At 61.4% G+C, this 19,079-nt stretch carries 20 protein-coding genes; 6 read left to right on the top strand and 14 right to left on the bottom strand.

Features of this window, described 5'->3' with window-relative positions; all coding sequences use genetic code 11:
* Positions 1-4: 4 nt before the first annotated feature.
* The 4 genes from carA to pyrR all read right to left on the bottom strand — a co-directional run bounded on the left by carA (position 5) and on the right by pyrR (position 4,268).
* Positions 5-1,168: a glutamine-hydrolyzing carbamoyl-phosphate synthase small subunit gene (carA, locus tag HMPREF3147_RS04390; RefSeq protein ID WP_070444942.1), complete on the bottom strand. Its 1,164-nt coding sequence runs from the start codon at positions 1,166-1,168 to the stop codon at positions 5-7.
* 106 nt (positions 1,169-1,274) lie between these two features.
* A complete protein-coding gene (locus tag HMPREF3147_RS04395) occupies positions 1,275-2,663 on the bottom strand; it encodes a dihydroorotase (RefSeq protein ID WP_070444946.1) in 1,389 nt (462 codons plus the stop codon).
* 42 nt (positions 2,664-2,705) lie between these two features.
* Positions 2,706-3,677, bottom strand: coding sequence for an aspartate carbamoyltransferase catalytic subunit (locus HMPREF3147_RS04400; protein WP_070444949.1), 972 nt, complete (start codon positions 3,675-3,677; stop codon positions 2,706-2,708).
* Entirely contained in the window at positions 3,678-4,268 is a 591-nt protein-coding gene (gene pyrR / locus HMPREF3147_RS04405; RefSeq protein WP_070444952.1) for a bifunctional pyr operon transcriptional regulator/uracil phosphoribosyltransferase PyrR, read from the bottom strand.
* A 160-nt stretch (positions 4,269-4,428) separates the two neighbouring features.
* Between pyrR and HMPREF3147_RS04410 the strand changes: the two genes are divergently transcribed.
* Genes HMPREF3147_RS04410 through HMPREF3147_RS04430 form a run of 5 tightly spaced genes read left to right on the top strand, consistent with a single transcriptional unit; the run spans position 4,429 to position 7,932 of the window.
* Complete coding sequence (locus tag HMPREF3147_RS04410; protein ID WP_070444955.1) at positions 4,429-5,826, top strand: TIGR01777 family oxidoreductase; 1,398 nt, start codon at positions 4,429-4,431, stop codon at positions 5,824-5,826.
* A gap of 28 nt (positions 5,827-5,854) precedes the next feature.
* On the top strand, positions 5,855-6,370 hold the full coding sequence (locus HMPREF3147_RS04415; protein WP_070444958.1) for a YbjN domain-containing protein: 516 nt from the start codon (positions 5,855-5,857) through the stop codon (positions 6,368-6,370).
* The gene (locus HMPREF3147_RS04420) at positions 6,363-6,884 is read left to right on the top strand and encodes a YbjN domain-containing protein (RefSeq protein WP_070444961.1); all 522 of its coding nucleotides are present in this window, start codon (positions 6,363-6,365) and stop codon (positions 6,882-6,884) included. The genes HMPREF3147_RS04415 and HMPREF3147_RS04420 overlap by 8 nt, the downstream gene beginning before the upstream one ends.
* Complete coding sequence (locus HMPREF3147_RS04425) at positions 6,881-7,405, top strand: hypothetical protein (RefSeq protein WP_070444964.1); 525 nt, start codon at positions 6,881-6,883, stop codon at positions 7,403-7,405. The genes HMPREF3147_RS04420 and HMPREF3147_RS04425 overlap by 4 nt, the downstream gene beginning before the upstream one ends.
* Entirely contained in the window at positions 7,402-7,932 is a 531-nt protein-coding gene (locus HMPREF3147_RS04430) for a hypothetical protein (RefSeq protein ID WP_070444967.1), read from the top strand. The genes HMPREF3147_RS04425 and HMPREF3147_RS04430 overlap by 4 nt, the downstream gene beginning before the upstream one ends.
* Before the next feature lie 3 nt (positions 7,933-7,935).
* Here the strand turns inward: HMPREF3147_RS04430 and HMPREF3147_RS04435 are convergent, their stop codons facing one another.
* The 8 genes from HMPREF3147_RS04435 to HMPREF3147_RS04470 are packed head-to-tail and all read right to left on the bottom strand — an operon-like array spanning position 7,936 to position 15,840.
* Complete coding sequence (locus HMPREF3147_RS04435) at positions 7,936-8,790, bottom strand: PPK2 family polyphosphate kinase (RefSeq protein WP_201828279.1); 855 nt, start codon at positions 8,788-8,790, stop codon at positions 7,936-7,938.
* Between the two features lie 25 nt (positions 8,791-8,815).
* Positions 8,816-9,571: a sulfite exporter TauE/SafE family protein gene (locus tag HMPREF3147_RS04440; RefSeq protein WP_070444973.1), complete on the bottom strand. Its 756-nt coding sequence runs from the start codon at positions 9,569-9,571 to the stop codon at positions 8,816-8,818.
* Between the two features lie 6 nt (positions 9,572-9,577).
* The gene (gene coaD / locus HMPREF3147_RS04445; RefSeq protein ID WP_070444976.1) at positions 9,578-10,054 is read right to left on the bottom strand and encodes a pantetheine-phosphate adenylyltransferase; all 477 of its coding nucleotides are present in this window, start codon (positions 10,052-10,054) and stop codon (positions 9,578-9,580) included.
* A gap of 2 nt (positions 10,055-10,056) precedes the next feature.
* Positions 10,057-10,659: a 16S rRNA (guanine(966)-N(2))-methyltransferase RsmD gene (gene rsmD, locus HMPREF3147_RS04450; RefSeq protein ID WP_070444979.1), complete on the bottom strand. Its 603-nt coding sequence runs from the start codon at positions 10,657-10,659 to the stop codon at positions 10,057-10,059.
* A gap of 42 nt (positions 10,660-10,701) precedes the next feature.
* The gene (locus tag HMPREF3147_RS04455; RefSeq protein WP_070444982.1) at positions 10,702-12,798 is read right to left on the bottom strand and encodes an ATP-dependent DNA helicase RecG; all 2,097 of its coding nucleotides are present in this window, start codon (positions 12,796-12,798) and stop codon (positions 10,702-10,704) included.
* Between the two features lie 3 nt (positions 12,799-12,801).
* Positions 12,802-14,220: a DAK2 domain-containing protein gene (locus tag HMPREF3147_RS04460; RefSeq protein WP_070444985.1), complete on the bottom strand. Its 1,419-nt coding sequence runs from the start codon at positions 14,218-14,220 to the stop codon at positions 12,802-12,804.
* 10 nt (positions 14,221-14,230) lie between these two features.
* Positions 14,231-14,839, bottom strand: coding sequence for a uracil-DNA glycosylase (locus HMPREF3147_RS04465; protein ID WP_201829587.1), 609 nt, complete (start codon positions 14,837-14,839; stop codon positions 14,231-14,233).
* A gap of 35 nt (positions 14,840-14,874) precedes the next feature.
* Positions 14,875-15,840: a thiamine-phosphate kinase gene (locus tag HMPREF3147_RS04470; RefSeq protein ID WP_141740714.1), complete on the bottom strand. Its 966-nt coding sequence runs from the start codon at positions 15,838-15,840 to the stop codon at positions 14,875-14,877.
* A 90-nt stretch (positions 15,841-15,930) separates the two neighbouring features.
* Between HMPREF3147_RS04470 and HMPREF3147_RS04475 the strand changes: the two genes are divergently transcribed.
* The gene (locus tag HMPREF3147_RS04475) at positions 15,931-16,845 is read left to right on the top strand and encodes a DUF3515 domain-containing protein (RefSeq protein WP_070444994.1); all 915 of its coding nucleotides are present in this window, start codon (positions 15,931-15,933) and stop codon (positions 16,843-16,845) included.
* 29 nt (positions 16,846-16,874) lie between these two features.
* Here HMPREF3147_RS04475 and HMPREF3147_RS04480 read toward each other — a convergent pair whose 3' ends face one another.
* Both HMPREF3147_RS04480 and HMPREF3147_RS04485 read right to left on the bottom strand, forming a co-directional pair.
* Positions 16,875-17,945 carry a D-alanine--D-alanine ligase family protein gene (locus HMPREF3147_RS04480; RefSeq protein ID WP_070444997.1) on the bottom strand — a complete coding sequence of 357 codons (1,071 nt, stop codon included), beginning with the start codon at positions 17,943-17,945 and terminating at the stop codon, positions 16,875-16,877.
* A 21-nt stretch (positions 17,946-17,966) separates the two neighbouring features.
* The gene (locus HMPREF3147_RS04485) at positions 17,967-18,965 is read right to left on the bottom strand and encodes an NAD(P)H-dependent glycerol-3-phosphate dehydrogenase (RefSeq protein ID WP_070445000.1); all 999 of its coding nucleotides are present in this window, start codon (positions 18,963-18,965) and stop codon (positions 17,967-17,969) included.
* Between the last annotated feature and the right edge of the window lie 114 nt (positions 18,966-19,079).

Below are 19,079 nucleotides of genomic sequence, written 5' to 3' on the forward strand. Positions count from 1 at the left end.
CGTTCTACTTGTTCGGGGACTTTTCAGTCATGAGCTCGATGAACTGGTCAAAGAGCGGGTTGGCATCGTGTGGGCCGGCGGCGGACTCAGGGTGGTACTGCACGGAGTACGCCATGCCATCCTTGAGCGCAACACCTTCGATGGTGTTGTCGTTGAGGCAGGTGTGGGAGACCACTGCCGGGCCGAAGTCGGTATCGAATTCCTCGCCGGCCGGGTCTTCCTTGCCCGAGGGGCTGGCCAAAGCAAACCCGTGGTTCTGGGAGGTGATATCGATCTTTCCGGTCAGCTGGTTGCGCACCGGAACGTTGATGCCGCGGTGGCCGAACTTCAGCTTGTAGGTGTCCATACCCAGCGCACGGCCGAGGATCTGGTTGCCAAAGCAGATGCCGAAGAAGGGGTACTTGGCAGCAAGGATGTCGCGCACGATGCCGACCATGGTGTCAGCGGTAGCCGGGTCGCCCGGACCGTTGGAGACAAACACGCCGTCTGGGTTGTACTGCTTGATCGTCTCGAACGGGGTGTTGGCGGGAACCACGATGGTCTCGATGCCGCGCTCGGCAAAGTGCTTCGGGGTGGCGGTCTTGACTCCCATGTCATAGGCCACGACGGTAAAGCGCTTCTCCCCTACGGCTGGGAAGGTATAGACCTCATCGGTCGAGACTTCTTCGGACAGGTCAAGGCCGGCCATGGAAGGTTGGTTCTTGACCTCAGAGACGAGCTCCTCGACGTCCCGCTCAGCGGCCTCTCCGGAAAAGATACCTGCCTTGATGGAGCCGTGATTGCGCAGGTGGCGCACCAAAGTGCGGGTATCGATTCCCCCAATACCAATGATTCCCTGCTTCTCCATCTCCTCCGGCAGGGAGCGGGCGGCACGCCAGTTGGAAACGCGGCGGGCCAGATCACGGACAACTAGGCCGGCAACCCAGATCTTGTCGTCATGGGACTCGTTGTCCTCATCGTTCCAGCCCGTATTGCCAATCTGCGGCGCAGAGGCGACGACGATCTGGCGGTGGTAAGACGGGTCCGTCATGGTCTCCTGGTAGCCCGTCATGGCGGTGGTGAAGACTGCCTCGCCCAGAGTCGTACCGGTGGCGCCGAAGCCGAAGCCTCGGAAGGTGCGGCCATCAGCGAGGACCAAGATGGCGGGGGTGGTGGTAGTGGAAGTCACTGTGTGTTGAACCTTTCAGTGAATTTTCTCGGTGAAGGGTTGGTTGTATTGGGGACGTGCGTTGGTTACTTAAGTGTCGAGCAACTCTGATTGTCGATTATCCCGATTACTCGGCCGCCTCGCTGGCGCTTTCAGCCGCTAGGTCGTAGGTCACCGCGCCACGCAGGATGGTGTAGGCCACGCGTGCACCGAATTCCTCCCCCTCATAGGGGTTGTTCTCCGACTTCGAAGCCAGACGCGTGGAATCCGATACCCACTTGTGCTTGGGATCGACGATGGTGAGGTTGGCTGGCTCGCCCACCGCAATCGGGCGGCCATGACCAGGCAGGCGAGTAATCTCTGCCGGACGCTCCGACATGACGCGGGCGACGAAGCGCCAGTCGGCCAGGCCGGTGGCGACGAAGAGCTTGGCGATGACCGCCAGGGAGGATTCCAGTCCCAGCATGCCCGGCTTAGCGTGCTCGAACTCGACACACTTGTCTTCGCTGCCGTGCGGAGCGTGGTCTGTGGCCACGACGTCGATAAGCCCGTCAAGCAAGGCCTGGCGCAGGGCCAGGGCGTCGGATTCCTCGCGCAACGGTGGGTTGACGCGGTAGACGCCGTCGTAGGTCACCAGCTTGTCATCGGTCAGCAGCAGGTGGTGCGGGGTCACCTCGGCGGTCAGCGGAATGCCCTGTTCCTTGGCCCACTTGAGCAGCTCCACGGTGCCCTTCGTCGAAGCGTGGCAGATGTGCATGCGGTTGCCGTAATCACGCGCGAGTAGGGCGTCGCGGGCGACGATGGATTCCTCAGCGACGCGCGGCCAGCCGCGCAAGCCCAGGCGGGCCGCAACCTCGCCCTCGTGGGCGCTAGCGCCTTCGGTCATGCGGTGGTCTTCTGCGTGCTGCGCCAGCAGGACGTCAAGTCCCTTCGCATATTCCAGGGCACGGCGCATGAGCTGTGGGTCCTGGACGCACTTGCCGTCGTCGGAGAACATACGCACCTTGGCGTCCGAGCGGGCCATCATGCCAAACTCGGTCAGGGTCTTGCCCTCGAGGCCCTTCGTGATGGAGCCGACCGGATGGACGTCGCACAGGCCACGTGCCTGGCCCTTGGCCCAGACGGACTCGGCGATGATGGGCTGGTCCGTCACCGGGGAGGTGTTGGCCATGGTGAACACGGCGGTAAAGCCGCCCTTGGCGGCAGCGCGCGAGCCGGTTTCGATGGTCTCGGTGTCCTCGCGGCCGGGCTCACGCAGGTGAACGTGCATGTCCACCAACCCCGGCAACAGCACGTTGCCGCCACCGTCGATAGTGCGGTCCACCTCAACTGCCGGGGTCACGGCCCCGGCGTCCCTGGCGTCCCCGGCATCGGCGGCGGTGCCGATGGCCTCGATGACGCCATCCTTGATCAGGATGCTGGTGGGTTCGCCCTCGCCATAAGGGCGGACGTTGGTGATGAGCAAGGTGCCCGCCGCAGGAGCCGAGAGCACGCCGGTGTCTGGATAATTAGTCATGGATTCTTCAGCTCTCCTCGTTGCTAAGTGGGACATCTCGATTTAGATACCGGCGTTCTCGCCGTTCGTCAGCAGCATAAAGAGGGTGGCCATGCGCACATGGACACCGTTGTTGACCTGCTGGAGCACTGCGGTGTTGTCAAAGTCGGCCACGGCATAGTTGATCTCCATGCCACGAACCATGGGGCCTGGGTGCATGATGATGGCATCCTTCTTCATGGCCGCGGCGCGGTCCTTGGACAGCCCGTAGAGGGCGGCGTATTCGCGGTGCGAGGGGAAAAAGCCGCCGTTCATGCGCTCTGCCTGAACGCGCAGCATCATGACGACGTCCGCCTCCGGCATCTCGGCGTCGAAGTCATGGGAGACCCGCACCGGCCAAGTGTCCACGCCGAAGGGCAACAGTGTCGGCGGAGCGACGAGCGTGACCTCGGCTCCCAGGGTGGACAACAGGTCCACGTTGGAGCGCACGACGCGGGAGTGCAGGCAATCACCAACGATGGTGACTTTCAGTCCCTCGAAGCCGGTGCCTGCAGCGGAGCGATCCGCTCCTAGGTGCAGGCGCTGGCGCATCGTGACGGCGTCGAGAAGCGCCTGCGTGGGGTGCTGGTGAGAGCCATCGCCGGCGTTGATGACGCTCGGCCCCTGCCCTTCAGGTGCCACCCAGCCGGCGAGCTGCTGCGCAGCACCCGAGGAAGGGTGGCGCATGATGATGGCATCTGCGCCGATCGACGTCAAAGTCAACCCGGTGTCCTTGAGGGACTCGCCCTTCTTGACCGAAGACGTCGACGCGGAGAGGTTGATGACATCAGCCGACATCCACTTACCCGCCGTTTCGAAAGAAGAACGGGTGCGGGTGGAGTTTTCATAGAACAAGGTGAAAACGGTGCGCCCGCGCAGCGTGGGCAGCTTCTTGACTTCGCGGCCTTCGAGGGCTTCCCGGAAACGGTCGGCCTCATCCATCAGCCCAAGGATCTCCTCGGCGCTATGGTCGGCGATATTAATGAGGTGCTTCATTTATGCCTCCTTGCCGGGCTGTGCAGTGAAGCGGGTGAGAACGACGGCATCGCGGCCATCGATATCAGCGTTGTACACGGTGACGTCCTCGTCGCGCGCGGTGGGAATGTTCTTGCCCACGTAATCAGCACGGATGGGGACCTGGCGGTGTCCACGGTCCACGAGGACTGCGAGTTGGATGATGTCGGGACGGCCGATGTCCGCGAGGGCATCGAGTGCGGCACGGATAGTGCGGCCGGAGTATAAGACGTCGTCGACAAGAATCACGGTGGCGCCGTTAATGCCGCCGTCGGGCACCGTCGTAGGCTGCAATGCACGGTGCGGGCGGGCATAGAGATCATCGCGGTACAGCGTGATGTCTAGGGAGCCCCAAGGAACCTCCACCCCGGAGAATTCCTCAATTTTTTCGGCAAGGCGCTGCGCCAACGGCACGCCACCAGAGGGAATGCCTAAGAGCAGGACTCGAGCGGAATCACTCGAATCTAGCGCTGTCTTTTCAATGATCTGGTGCGCGATGCGTGCGACAGTGCGCGCGACGTCTTTCGAGCTCAACAGCTCGTTGGACTCCGCGTGGGTGCCGGTTTCACTCATCGTGACCTCCTTCCCCGCCTCACGGTGCGGTCTTTAAAGGATGTCGGACAATGGTTAAAAGGACTTGTCTATGCTTGAAAGCCAGCACTAACCATAGCACTCTTCAGGCGTGCTGTGTACGCCCTCGCACCCCGAATCTTTTGAGGCAGGTCCCTAGACAGTGAGTTTTACTACCCAGCACGTTGTTCCAGCCCCGCGCGAAGAGGTTTGGCAATGGCACACCCGCCCGGGAGCGCTCGCGCGCCTCACCGCGCCTTTCGGTTTCATGACTCCCCTGCAGCAGGCTGAGTCATTAGCTGATGGGACTTCTATCTTGGGGTTTCCTGGTGGTTTGAAATGGGTCGCCCGGCATGATTTGAGTAGGTACCAGCCGCGGCGTTCTTTCGCTGATGTCTGCATCAATGCCCCCTTCCGTTCGCTGGCCAATTGGCGCCACGAACACGTCTTTGAAGACCACCCAGAGGGCACACTCATCACCGACAAGGTGGACACCCGCATCCCCACGGGGGCAGTGGAATCGATTTTTGCCTACCGGCAGCAGCAGCTCATTGAGGATTTTCGCTTTGCTCAGCGGCTGGGTGCTCTCAACGCCGAGCCCCGCACAATAGCAATAACTGGTACGCACGGCACGGTAGGCACTGCTGTGGCCGCACAGCTCGGCACCTTGGGCCACACCGTCATTCCGCTCGTGCGCTCTAAACCAGGTGCCGGCGAGCGCCTGTGGCGGCCTACTGTGCCCGCCAAAGATTTGCTGGACGGCGTTGATATCCTCATCCACCTGGCCGGCGAGCCGATTTTCGGGCGCTTTAATACCGCGCACAAGGAAGCTATTCGGGATTCACGTGTAGGCCCTACTCACCTGCTGGCGCAGCTGGCGGCCGAGACTCCCTCCGTGACTGCGATGGTCTGTTCTTCCGCTATCGGTATCTACGGCCCGGACCGGGGCGATGAAGAACTGACCGAAGGCTCGGAGCGCGGTGAGGGCTTTTTGGCCGATGTCGTGACGGCGTGGGAGGATGCTTGCGCGCCGGCACGTGAGGCCGGGAAACGAGTAGTGAACCTGCGCACCGGCATCGTGCAATCTGCCAACGCGGGAATCCTGCCGCTGCTGCGGGCGCTGTTTTCTACTGGCCTAGGCGGTGCATTTGGCAAGGGCAGCATGTGGAATAGCTGGGTTGCGCAGGATGATCTCTCAGATATGTTCGTCCGCGCCGCCCTCGACCCTGCCTGGAGCGGTGCCATCAACGCGGTCTCTCCCACCCCGGTGCTCAATCGCGATTATGTGGATGCCCTCGGCTCACTCCTTCACCGGCCGACCGTCATCCCCATTCCCAGCGTCGGTCCAGCGCTACTGCTGGGTAAGGAAGGTGCGCGTGAGCTGGCACTGGCCAACCAAAAGGTCCTTCCCACGCGCGCGGAAGCGCTGGGCCACACCTTCCGCTACCCCGACATCGCTCCAGCGCTCGCCCACGAGCTCGGTGGCGAAAAACTCGTCGAGGCCCCCACCTGCGCACCCGGGGAAGACGGCTCCGGTAGTGTCGGGGCCGGAAAAGATTAAGAAAAATGTAGCGAAGTGAGTAGAAGAATTGACGGACACCACTAACCATGACCACGCGCAGCAGCGCCAGCTGCAGCCTGACACACCCATCGAAGAAGTCAGCCTCGAGCGCATAGCGGAAATCTTTGAGTCAGAAGGCTTGGAATACCGCATCGAAGAGCAGAAGACTCAAGACGGCCAAACGGTCAACCTCTTGCGCACCGGCTTCTCCAACGCCGCCATCGCCTTCCAGCTCGTTGGCTCCTCTCTCATCGTCGATTCCGTATGGCGCGGCTCTGTCCCCGCCTCCGAAGGCCCTGCGTTGCTCATGCACATCAACGCATGGAACCAGGACCACTTCACGCCGACGTTCCGCTTCTTCGAAGCGCCAGACAACGCTTTGGCGGTCTCCGGTGCACGCGATCTGGACGTGACCCATGGTGCATCCCGCAACCAGCTCGGCGCGTTCGTCATGTCCACCCTGGATGCTGTGTTGCAATCCTTCGAGTGGATGGAACAGCAGTACCCGCAGCTTGTCACCTGGAAGGAGCACAACCATGACTAATCCGACAACGCCTACCGCCGAGGATCCGCACGCACTGCCGGAGGTCACCCTTGACCGCATTATCGAGGCGATGAAGACCTTCGACATCGAACTCGAGCCGGTCACCGGTCGCGACGACGCCGCGACCGCTAATCTCAACGGTCTGCCGTGCATGTTCGCCGTCCTGGAGAGCGTTGCTATCGTGCGCTGCGATGTTCCGACGGACGTCAACTATGCCAAGGCAGACGCAGGTCTTTTCTTGGCCGCTAACCAGATCAACTCCGTGGCTATGGGGGCACGCGCCGTCATTGCTGACTTCGATGGCATGCTGCTCGTACGCACCGAGGCTGACATTCCTTGCGCGGCCGGAATGACCGATGAACAACTCGCGGCCGCACTGCGCGCCTCTGTGGACGGCGTCATCAACGCCCAGAACGCCATGGTCGCCGCTGCCGAAGAAATGGCTAAGCTCGGTTCCGAGTCAGCCGCGCAGGCGGGCGAGGGGGCCGAGGGCGCTCAGGGTGAGCAGCAGTGACCGATCTCCACGTGGTTGAGCCGGTCACCATCGACCGGTTGGCGCAGTTGTGCGAGCTTATCGCCGCCGACTATGCACTCATCGAGGCAACCCCAGAGCCAGAAGACGACGCTGACACTGGCGCCGACAGTGCCGATTCCGCGCGCCGCGTTCTGCAGACCGGTGTCCCCCATATCGCAGTGCACTGTGAGCTCGACGCTGAAGGCGAGGTACTCAGTGCCTTCGCCTCGTGGGAGGGCACTCTTCCAGCACACCTCGAACCGGAGGTAGCCGCCGTGGTGGCGGAGCTGAACTGGGCCAGCGTTGCGCCCACCCTGAACTTCCTCGTAGAAGAGGATGCGAAGGGTAACGCGGAGATCCACCTAGGCGCCAACCGCGCCATGGGCGTGGGCGAAGGCCTCTCCTTGGCTCAGCTCGGCCATTTCCTGCTGAGTTCACTGGCCAGCTTCGCTGAGATCTTCGACGTCGTGGCACAGCGCTTCCCGCAGGCTGTCACCTGGGATAAGGAGGAGCAAGCATGAGCCAGGACCCACATCAGAACCAGAATGCATCCGGCAGTTCCGATCCTTTCGACATTCTCTCCGGATCACCGCTGGCCGCCGTCGGCCGGGACCGCGTGTTGAGCGTGCTCAACGGCGCCGAGCTGGATATGGCAGCCACCGCGCACCCTGAAGATGCGACAACCGCAGTTGCCCGCCTCAACGACCTTGACTGGGTCATCACCGTGGAAGAGGGCCTCGTGCGCATCGAGAGCGTGCTGTCCACACAGCTCAATGCGGAGATGCTCCCCATCTTCCATGTGCTCTGCAACGAGTTCAATTCCGGTGCTTTCGATGGGCGCGCGCTCGTTGGTTTAGCTGAGGATGAGGTTGAGCTGCGCGGTGATGCGTGCTTCGTCACCACCGCTGGTCTGAACGAGGACCAGCTCTTTCACGCGCTCAACCTCGGCATCATCAATGCGCAAGAAGCGCTGCTGTCTGTTCTGGATGCGTTTAACGCCGCCGCCCGCGAGCTGGCCAGCGACGTCGATGGCACAGAGAGCGACTAGCTCTTAGTCAGCGTCCTTAATACGCTGGCGCTCGACTTCCGGATCAAAGTCGGGCGCCGGCCATTCCAGATCTAGGTGGCGCAGGAGATCCACGATGAGAAACTTCAGCGCCATCCGGGCGTACTTCTTGTTATCGGTAGGAATGACGTACCAGGGCGCGTAGTTTTCATCCGTGCGCTGAATAGCATCCTCGTAGGCCGACATGTACTCATCCCAATAGGCGCGCTCCTCAACATCAGCCGGGTCGTATTTCCAGAACTTGTCTTCCCGCTCCGTGCGCTCCAGCAGATTCTCCTTCTGGGCTTCCTTGGACAAGTGAAGGAAGATTTTGATGACCTTGACTCCCCTGGCCGTTAATTCCAGCTCATAGTCACGGATGGCCTCGATGCGCCGATCCACCTCTTCTTCATCCACCCACTCGTGCACGCGCTGAATGAGGACATCCTCGTAGTGGGAGCGGTCGAAGGCCACGATTTGTCCCGGCTGCGGGTCGTGTTTGCGGATGCGCCACAGGAAGTCATGCTCTAGCTCCTCTTCGGTGGGTTTACCGAAGCCGACGGTCGTGGTTCCTTGCGGGTCGAAGGTGCTCAACACGTGGCGGATAGCACCGCCCTTGCCCGAGGTATCCATGCCCTGCAGGACGATGAGCACCGCCGGGGCGTCCTCACCGTAGCTGCGGCCGTTGGCAAAAAGCCGCTCCTGCAGCTCATAGAGCTCATCGTCATACTTGGAGAAGCGGGCGTCGAGCGCCGCTTTATCGCCGTCGAAGCCAGGCGTTGCCGAGGCATCAACCGAGTCAATCTGAAAATTTTTGCCAGCTCGCAGGGCGAGCGCGTCCTCAATCTTGAATTTCGCCATGGACTCCACCATACCGAGACGCTGTTTAAGCACCCAGAGTAAAAAGGCCTCGCAGCAATGCGCTGAGAGCTCCTAGGCTGGCCAGCCACAGTGATAGCTTATGGGCCTTGTCCCGAGAGACGCGCCCAGCAATCTTCTTTCCTAAGAGAATGCCAACGCACATTCCAATTACCCCGCAGGGCCACACCAGCCAGTGCAAACCGTCAAAGCCGCCGGAGCCCAAGAAGTACTTCGTCAGAACAGAGGACAATCCGCCGATGACAAAGCAGGGCTGCAGGGTCGGCGCGAGAACCTCCTTGGGCCACCGCGCGGCCTGGGCATAGACCGTGATGACCGGGCCAGCCACGCCGGCCAGGGTATTGGTGAACCCGCCCAAAATACCCGCGGAGATGGCCGGGCCCGTGCCACTCATCTCCGGGACGAACTTGCGCCCAAAGACCACCACGGCCAGCGCAATCAATAAGGCGGCACCAACCAGAACCAACAACGCCGCAGTATCAATACGGGCGATGAGCAGCGCCGCCGGAATTGAGCCGAGGACCATGAAAGGACCGATGCGCAGCCACTTTCCCCAGTCCACATTCTCACGCATCGAATAGGTCGTGAGGATGGCATTGAGGCAGGCCAAGACGTTGATGACCATGATGCCTTCGACGGGGCCGAGGAAAAGCGTCAGGATGGGCCCACCAATGAGGCCCAGGCCCATGCCGGAGACTCGCTGCAAGCACGAGCCAGCGATGACGGTAAGGAGGACAACGAGGGGTATTGCCAGTACAGACATATCCCTTTAGCCTCGGTAGCGTTCCATCACTGCGGCAGCCACATGATCCGGGAACATACCCGTAACATCACCGCCGTACTGCGCCACCTGCTTGCACAGCGAAGAAGAGATATATCCGTATTTCTCATCCGTGAGCAAAAAGACGGTATCGATTCCGGAAAGGCGCCGGTTCATCTGCGCCATCGGCAGCTCATACTCATAATCCAAGGAGGAGCGCAAGCCCTTCACAATCGTGTCTATGCCATGGGCGCTGGTGTAATCCACCAACAATCCGCCCCACCAGTCCACCTCGATCTCCGGGGAAACGGTACGGCGAATAAGGTCCACGCGCTCCTCCACGCTAAACAGCCCAGAAGGCTTGTCGGGGTTTCCCGTCACCAGCACCGTGACCTTGTCAAAAAGCTCGCTGGCACGATTAAAAACGTCGACGTGCCCCAGCGTGATGGGATCGAAAGAACCGGGGCATACGGCGTGAGTCGGCATGGCTAGTCCTCCTGGGTTCCGGTGGTATCGATCTTCGAGCTATCCGCACTGCGGTGATAGATCGCCATATCAAAACGCGCGATGCCAAAGGTCCGCTTCTTAAGCTTCTGACCGGTGGGCTCAAAGCCATCTGGCCACTGTGTGTGCGGCGAGTCCACGTGGCGCTCGATGACAACTATCGCGGCATCATCCAGCACCGGCTCGATGGCGGCGAGAAGACCATCAACATCATCGAACTCATAGGGCGGATCCGCGAGCACCATGTCGAAGTAGCCGCGCGGTGCGGTGGCAAGGTATGACGAGGCTTTCATTTCTCGTACTTCCACGCGCGGGTGCTTCACCACCCCAATATTGTGGCGAATGACTTTCACGGCCGCGGCATTATTCTCCACGAGGACGACTTCCTCAGCGCCACGGCTAGCTGCCTCAAGGCCTAAGGCGCCGGAACCAGCAAAGAGATCCAACACGCGGGAATCAATAAACCCCCAGCGCACATTCAACGATGAGAAAAGGCCCTCGCGGGCACGGTCGGACGTGGGCCTCGTCCCAGCTTCGGGCACCTTGATGGTGCGCCCGCGGGCTTCTCCGGCGATGATTCTGGTCATGGCTTCTACCCTATCTCCCCTCAGTTTCCCGCGGTGACAAGCCTAGTTTTTCTCCAAAAATCCCTGTTCATCTGCGCTTAGGTTGTGCGTCAGTTCCTCCGCTAATTCAGGGTTGCGCTCGACCAACGCGGCGGCATCAGCATGCGTGCGCTCAACGATGTCCCGGTCATTGATGAGGTTCAGCAACTTCAGCGTGCGCTTCGTACCGGATTGCAGTGTTCCTAAGATATCGCCTTCGTGGCGTTGCTGTAGGTCGAGCTCAGCTAGGTCAAAACCAGATGACGTATCCGCGATAGCTTTGATACGCCGGAAAGACTTGCTATTAGGCTCAGCCGTCGTGTGCAGCAGGCACACCGATTCATTGCCACCGCGTCCCACGCGCCCGCGCAACTGGTGCAGCTGCGAGACTCCAAAGTTCTCCGATTCCCGGATCAGCATGACGGTGGCATTGGGAACATCGACGCCGACTTCAATGACCGTGGTGGCCACGAGGACATCAATCTCCCCGTGCGCGAAGCTCTCCATTACTTGGTCCTTATCGGGCATTTTGCCGTGGAGCATCTCCACCCGCAGTCCGCGCAAGGGAAGGTTACGCAGTTGGACCGACATGGTTTCCACACCACCCTCTCCTTCAATCCGCGGGCAGACGATATAAGCCTGGTGGCCCTTGTCCACCTCTTCACGGATACGCTCGATGGCGCGGCGTACCCACTCCGGCTTCCATTCGGGAACCACCGCGGACAAGATAGGTTTGCGTCCACCGGGCAGCTCCTTGAGCGTCGATACCGCTAGATCACCGAACACCGTCATGGCAATCGTGCGCGGGATAGGTGTCGCAGTCATCACCAACAGGTGCGGGCTGGTTCCCTCCCGAGTTTTGGTGCGCAGGCTATCGCGCTGTTCGACGCCGAAGCGGTGCTGCTCATCCACGATGACGAGACCCAAATCGAAGAATTCAACGCTGTCCTGGATGATGGCGTGGGTGCCAATCACGATATCGGCCTCGCCAGAGACAATCTCCAACAAAGCTTTGCGTTTCTGCGCCGTCTTCATCGAACCCGTTAGGACCGTGACGGTGACACCTTCGGGAACGCTGGCGCTAATCGACGCCCCATGCTGCGCCGCCAGTACCTCCGTCGGGGCAAGCAGTGCAGCTTGTTTTCCAGCATCAACCGCCTGCAGCATGGCACAGGTGGCAACGAGCGTTTTGCCTGAACCGACCTCACCTTGCAACAGCCGCATCATGGGCGCGGTGCCACACAGATCTGCGTCGATCTCGCCGATGACACGTCGTTGACCGTCAGTCAGCGCGAAGGGTAGCTCGCTGAGCAGCTCATCGCGGTAACCTTCCAGAATTGCCGGCATCGGGGTTGCCGTGCGCGCCTTGACATCGCGCTGACGCAAGGCCATAACTAGGCCCACCGATAGGGCCTCGTTGTACTTGAGGCGCTGGATAGCGCGCTCCGGGCCATTATTACCCGGTTCGTGGATCTCGCGCACGGCTTGATCCAGCGTCACCATCATCCGATAGTCCAGCGGCTCCGGGATCGGTGGGGTGTGCTCGAGCACTTTATGGATAGCGCCCATGATGTACCACGACGTCACCTTTCCGCTAGCCGGGTACACGGGAATCCATTCGCGCTGCAGGAAGGTCTCCAGCGAGCCGAACTGGGAGAGCTTCTTCAGCGAACCTGTCCCCTGCCCAGTAGTGCTATCCAGCAGGGACTCCTGATAGCGGCCGGGGTCGAGGATGAGAAAATCGGGGTGCTGCAAGCTGGGGTATCCCCGGAAGTATTTCAGCTTGCCGGAGAGCATGACGCGCATGCCGCGCCCCAGCACGCGCTGCACGTAGTGCGCATTGAAAAAGGAGGCCTGGACTCCGCTATCCATGTAGAGGATAAACACCACGGCTTTAGATGTGTGTTTAACGCGGAGTTCTTCGATAACGCCAGTGATGGTGACGTGATCACCATCCTCAGCACCGCCGAGGCCCACGTCCTTATTGTGGCGGATGTAGTCGCGCGGATAGTGGCTGAGCAGCTCCCCGCACGTGGTGTATCCGAAGGCGCGCTTGAAAGCCGCGGCATCCTTCTTCGCCAAGATATCCGTCAGTGCGCGGTCATCCTGCCAGCCCAGCATGGCCTACTCCACCCCAATCTCAGTGCGCAGTCCAGGCACGTGTAGAACCACGACATCAACCCCCAACTCTCGGGCTAACTCGTCTTCCTCTAGCTCAAGGCCAGTCAGCACCGTGATCTGCTCGCCGCCATAGCCCAGCTGAGTACGACATGCCGCTAGAATCCCAGCCACGTTTTCTCTATCTGGATAGGCTACCCGCATGGAGCGGGCAGCGTCCTTCATCGCGGCGAGCACGTCGTCGGTGTGCGCGGAACTCGGCGCATAAACCGAGAGCGCCGCCAGCCCGGCTACCAGGGAATCGGTCGGAATGACAGTAGCCTTGCCCGGGTCACCACCGCAGCCATTGGGCAAGAAAAGATCTCCCTCCCCGGCGCTTTGCAGTTCTTCGCCGGGCTTGACGACGTCCGCCCCCGCCTTCTCAAAAAGCTCCCGCGCTGCCTCTTCAGGCACCGCGGCAAAGATACGCCGCTGTGCTCCCCCGCCACCACCAGAATCTTGGCAGCTGGCCGCCTGACCCGTCTGCGGTAGCGCTTCGAGCCGCAGGTTGCTGACCTTTCCCAGGGAATAGGCCTTTTCGATCACGGTCCCCGCCTCAGCGCTATGGATGTGCACGCTGGCGGAGGTTTCCGTCGCCCGTGCAATGACGAGACTATTGCCCAGCGGAGCCAAGGTCTCTTCGATGTCGCCCAGGTTGCCCTCAAAGAAGAAGATGGCTTCGATCTCTGCGAGCTCTTCTCCTGCCTGTGGCTCCCGCACGGCAGGCTCCGCGGAGTAAAGTGGCACCGACTCCGTCAGGGGTTGGCTGGCAGGGTCGGGCCCTGTGACCTGAGTGAGCAAGCACTCGAGCAAAATTACGAAGCCGGTTCCACCGGCATCCACAACGCCGGCTTCGCGCAGGGCCGATAGCTGCGAGGGGGTCTCAGCAAGGGCCTTCCGTGCGGCCTCGACCGCTGCGAGCAAGATGCCGTGAAGCTCGGCCCCAGGCTGCTCGGCAGCCTGATTGGCGGCGATGGCCGCGGCTCGCAGCACGGTAATAATCGTTCCTTCCACCGGTGCGGCAAGCGCGCGGTCCACCAAAGTGACAGCCAAGGTCAAAGCATCGGCGAGTACCGCACCGTCCACGCGCGAATCCGTCGTGGCATCGGCAACCCCCCGCAGCACTTGGGAGAGCACCATCCCCGAATTGCCGCGGGCACCGCGCACTGAGCCGATGGCCAGGGCTTCGGCCACGTCCACCTCGCCCTTATTGGCCTCCGCCAACGCGGACTCCATGGTGTGCGCCATGTTGGATCCCGTGTCGGAATCGGGCACTGGGAAAACGTTGAGGGCATTGATCTCGGCGCGGCGGCGCTGCAGCTCCTCCACGGTTCGGGCGGCCCACTCGTGGAGGCCACGAGCATCCAACTCAGCGGGATATGACATGCTGGCTAGTCTACAAGCGCCAGTCCACCGCGGGGACGCCACGGGCCTCTAAAGCCGCATTGGCCCGGGAAAAAGGACGCGACCCGAAGAATCCACGCCGCGCTGACAGCGGCGAAGGATGCGGGGAGGTAATGCACTCTGTACCGGGCAGGAAAGCTTGGCAGGCTTGGGCATCGCGGCCCCATAGAATGGCCACGATATCGCGCCCCGCCAGTGCTCTGATGGCGGCCTCGGTAATCGCTTCCCACCCGAGCCTGCGGTGTGAACCGGCCTGGCCCGGGGCCACGGTAAGCACTCGGTTGAGCAGCAGCACTCCTTGCTCAAACCAGGCCCGTAGATCACCATCAGCGCGGCCGGGGATGCCGAGGTCGTCGCCAAGCTCGGCGTAGATATTCTTCAACGAACGCGGGGCCGGCACGCCCGATCGCGTGGAGAAGGACAAACCCATGGCATGCCCCGGCGTGGGATAGGGGTCCTGGCCCACGATGAGCACCCGCACGTCCTCGAGCGGCATAGACAGGGCGGCGAATACATTCTCGGCGGGCGGCAGGAACTCTGCGCCAATCTCGCGCTCAATGCGTGGAAGGTTTTCCTCCAGTGCCTGCCGGATGTAAGGCATCCACGAGTAGTGAATGTGAGAGGTATCAATGTGGCTCACGCGAATCCCTCCCAGCCCTCGCTATAGCGCGGCTCCTCTCCGTCAATGGTCACGCCGCTACCGCGCATCACCCGACCAATTTCCCGGAAACCGGAGGGAGGGGCCTTGTACGTGGTAGCCAACAGCGTGTGGTCCTCGCCGCCGGTTAAGACCCATTCCCAAGGATCGATATCGAGCACCGCGCCGGCGGCAGCCAGCAGCGGGTCAGGGGCAATCGCTCCACGGTCAAGGTCGATGTGCACCCCGGAACGCCCAGCTAAGTGTCCTATATCGCGCACGAGGCCATCCGAGTTATCCGTCATCGAGGTCGAACCGGTTGCCCGCGCGATGACACCACGCCCCGGGGTGAGGGAGGGAGCGCAGTGGGCGTCGACCAATGGCCAGAATTCCTCTAGCTCCGGCGGCAATGCGCGGCCATAGCGTTGCAACAGCGCCAGCCCCGCTCCGGAATAGCCAATCTTGCCGTGTGCCACCAGCTTCTGGCCAGCCCGGGCACCATCCAGAGTCAGCGCTGCACCACTTCCACCCAGGGAGCCTAACGCCATGACGTTGATGACCAAGCTCTCACTGCGGGTCAGATCACCGCCTACGAGCTCCGCGTTATATACCGCGCAGCGCTCAGCGATACCCTGCGCAATCCCCCGCACGAAGTCCACCGGGGTATCTCCCGGGGCGGCGATTGCCAGCAATGCCGCTGTAGGGCGCGCCCCCATCGCCTCAATATCCGCGAAGTTGCGCACGATGGCTTTCTGCCCAATCTCCGCGGCGGTGGACCAGTCCCGCCGGAAGTGCCGACCTTCCACCATCATGTCTGTCGCGGCCACCGTGCGCGAATTAGGTGCTGCCGGGTAGAGCACGGCCGCATCGTCGCCGTTGAGCGCGCTCGGGGCTGCAGTGACAATCTCATGGATAACGTGCCGTTCACCGGCTTGATCGAGGGTATGGGACAAACCCACCGTCACGGACTCCTTTTCCTTGCGCGGGCTACACGCCACTCGTGCGCGCCGTCCACGTTCGTTCTTCTCGGGCTATCAGCGATAGGATAAGCCCCTATGGATACCCAATTTAACCGCACCGCTATTTACATCTCACTCGGGATCTCCATCGCGATGGTCTTCGCGGTGATTTTTGGTGCCAAATACGTATTCACCAGCGCCGCGCAACAGCCAGTGGCGCTGCCTCCCACTCCCTCTGAGGCAGCGGACTCCCCCGAGTGTGCCGCTGTCGTCGATGCGCTGCCGGACAAGCTCATGGGTTACCCGCGCGTCGACTTGGTCGATCCTGCCCCGGCGGGCGCCGCCGCGTGGGCAAAGAACTCGGAGGACAAAGTAACGCTGCGCTGTGGTATTGACCTGCCGCAGCAGTTTACCGACTACTCCCACACCGTCGAGTCCGACGGCGAATCGTGGCTACAGGTCCTCGACGCCACCCCCGGCTCCACCCTCACGACGTGGTACAGCACCAAGCACACCCCCGCCATCGCGGTGACAACCTCCTCGGAGGAGGCCCACGATGACGCTCCAGAGGGGCTAGAAGCAGCCTTCAAGCAACTAGAAAAAAAGGCACAGAAGGCCAACCCAGCGCCGCTATCGCAGCTCAAGGCTGGACCGGATTCCATGTGTCCCGCTCTAGAAGAGGCCCTGCCGGAAACACTTGCAGAGGGCTATACGCGCCGCGCGGATGTGGGAGATAAGAACACCTGGGTTTATAGCGCACCGGGTCAGGAAGAGATTGTCGTGCGCTGCGGCGTGGCCTCTCCGGAGAACTACCGAGCAGGTGTTCAGCTCCAGCAGGTCAACGACGTCCCGTGGTTCGAAGACACCACGCTGGCGGAGGGCACCACGGCCGGCACATGGTTCGCGCTCGGCCGGGCGGAGGACCTCGCGTTGTCTGCCCCACAGGATGCTGCGAATTCCGCGCTGGTGCGGCTTAGCGACGCCCTCGTGGCAGCCACTCCCTCCCAGTAGGTGTGAGAGGCGCGGCCTACATCGTCACCCTAGAAACGCGCGAGGGCCGTCTGAATAAGGGTGTCGAGCAGCTCGGCATAACCTACCCCTTCCGCAGCAAAGACCTGCGGGTACATAGAAATCGGGGTGAAGCCGGGGAAGGTATTCACTTCGTTGATGCAGTAGGAATCATCACTGACGAAGAAATCCACGCGCGATAGGCCCGAGGCACCCAGCGCCCGGAAAGCCTCAATAGCGCGCTGACGAAGTTCGGCGGTCAGCTCCTCACTCAACGGAGCAGGAATTGCTGCCGAGACGCCCTCGTCGATGTACTTGGCATCGAAATCATAAAAGCCTTCCTCAGACTCCGTGGTGCCCAAGAGCTTGGCGGGGACAGAGGCCTGGAGGCTGCCGTCGGGGCGTTCAAGAACTCCCACCTCCACCTCGGCGCCGCTGATTTCTGGCTCGATGAGAACCTTGTCATCGGATTCATAGGCCAGGGTTAGTGCTGCTTCAAGGTCTTCCCACGCGGAGACCTTGGACACACCGATGGAGGATCCACCCCGCGCCGGCTTCACAAAGACGGGCAGGCCAAGGCGTTCCTTTTGGGCGTCATTAAGCGTGGCTTCCCCTGTGAGTACTTCTTGCGGCGCTACCGGAAGGCCTTCCGCGACCAGAAGCTTCTTGGTGAACTCCTTGTCCATTCCCACAGCCGAAGCCAATACGCCTGCGCCGACGTAGGGAATCCCGGAAAGTTCAAAGAGGCCCTGCACTGTGCCGTCTTCCCCATAGGGGCCGTGCAGAACTGGGACGATGACATCGACCTCTGTGTAGTGCTCGTGGCGGGTGACATTGTGGATGCGCCCACGCGTGGCAGGGTTGAGGGATAACGCCAGCTCATCGTGCAGTTCTACTTCGGGCAGCCGCCCGTCAACAATGTCGAGTCCCGCGCGGTTGCCCTGCGTCCAGGTGCCTTCCCGCGTGATGCCAATGGGCACGACTTCATACTTTTCCGGATCAAGGTGCTCCATGATTGCGCCGGCGGAAATGCACGACACCGAATGCTCGGAGCTGCGACCGCCGTACACAACGGCAACGCGCACAGGTTTCGCTTCAGTCATACCGAGCAACTTTACTCGGCTTTACTCAGCTTTCTTGGTGCGACCCATCAGAGCAACAATCATGTCGTCGACAGTCACCCCGCGGTGGCACACACCGTAGACCGCTTGGGTAATCGGCATCTCTACGTCTGCGCGCTGCGCCAACCGAAAGATGGAATCAGATGAGATAACGCCTTCCGCAACCTGCCCGTTGGTGGCGGCAGTTGCTTCCTCCAGCGTGCCACCCTGGCCGAGGCGATACCCAAAGGTGCGGTTACGCGACAGTGTCGAACTGCACGTCGCCACGAGGTCTCCCATGCCTGCAAGACCAGAGAAGGTGAACGTGTCCGCTCCCAGCTTCACTCCTAGGCGAGTAATCTCCGCGAGCCCGCGCGTGATGATGGTGGCCATGGTGTTGTTGCCTAACCCCTTACCCGCCGCCATGCCGCAGGCAAGTGCAATCACGTTTTTGCAGGCGCCGCCGATCTCCGCGCCGATGACATCGGTGTTGGTATAGGGCCGAAAATACGGTGCTGCGGCGGCATGTTGCACGGCCTCGGCACGGGCAGCATCGCTGCAGGCAATCACCGTGGCTGCTGGTTGCTCCTGGGCCACCTCCTTGGCTAGGTTGGGCCCAGAGAGGACCGCGATACGGTCGGAGGAGACACCAGCGGCGTCTGCGATAACTTCGCTCATTAGGTTGAGTGTGGCCTTCTCCACGCCTTTAGAGATCGACACCAAGGTCGCGTCCTCAGGCAAGAGTGGCGCCCACTTTTCCAGGTTTCCGCGCAGCGTCTGGGAGGGAACGCCGAAGATCACAATATCCGCGGCCTGCAGCGTTGTTGCCGGCTCTGTGGAGGCCTTAATCGACTCAGGAAGCGGGAGTTCTGGGAGGTAATCCGGATTCTCGTGGCGCGTGTTGATGGCATTCGCCAATTCCTCGCGGCGCGCCCACAAGCGGACGTCGTTGCCGGCGTCAGCAAAGACTTTTGCCAGCGTGGTTCCCCACGAGCCTGCCCCCATTACTGCCACGTTTGCCATGTGCCACCTCACTCTAGATTCCTCTGCATTGGCTTTTCCCATTAAAGCACGCCTGGGATTCCTGCACGCTCGGCGCGTAAGGCTGCATCGCGACGGCGAGTGGAGGAAGATAGA

It is taken from the genome of Corynebacterium sp. HMSC05D03, from assembly GCF_001807205.1.
Classification (GTDB): domain Bacteria; phylum Actinomycetota; class Actinomycetes; order Mycobacteriales; family Mycobacteriaceae; genus Corynebacterium; species Corynebacterium aurimucosum.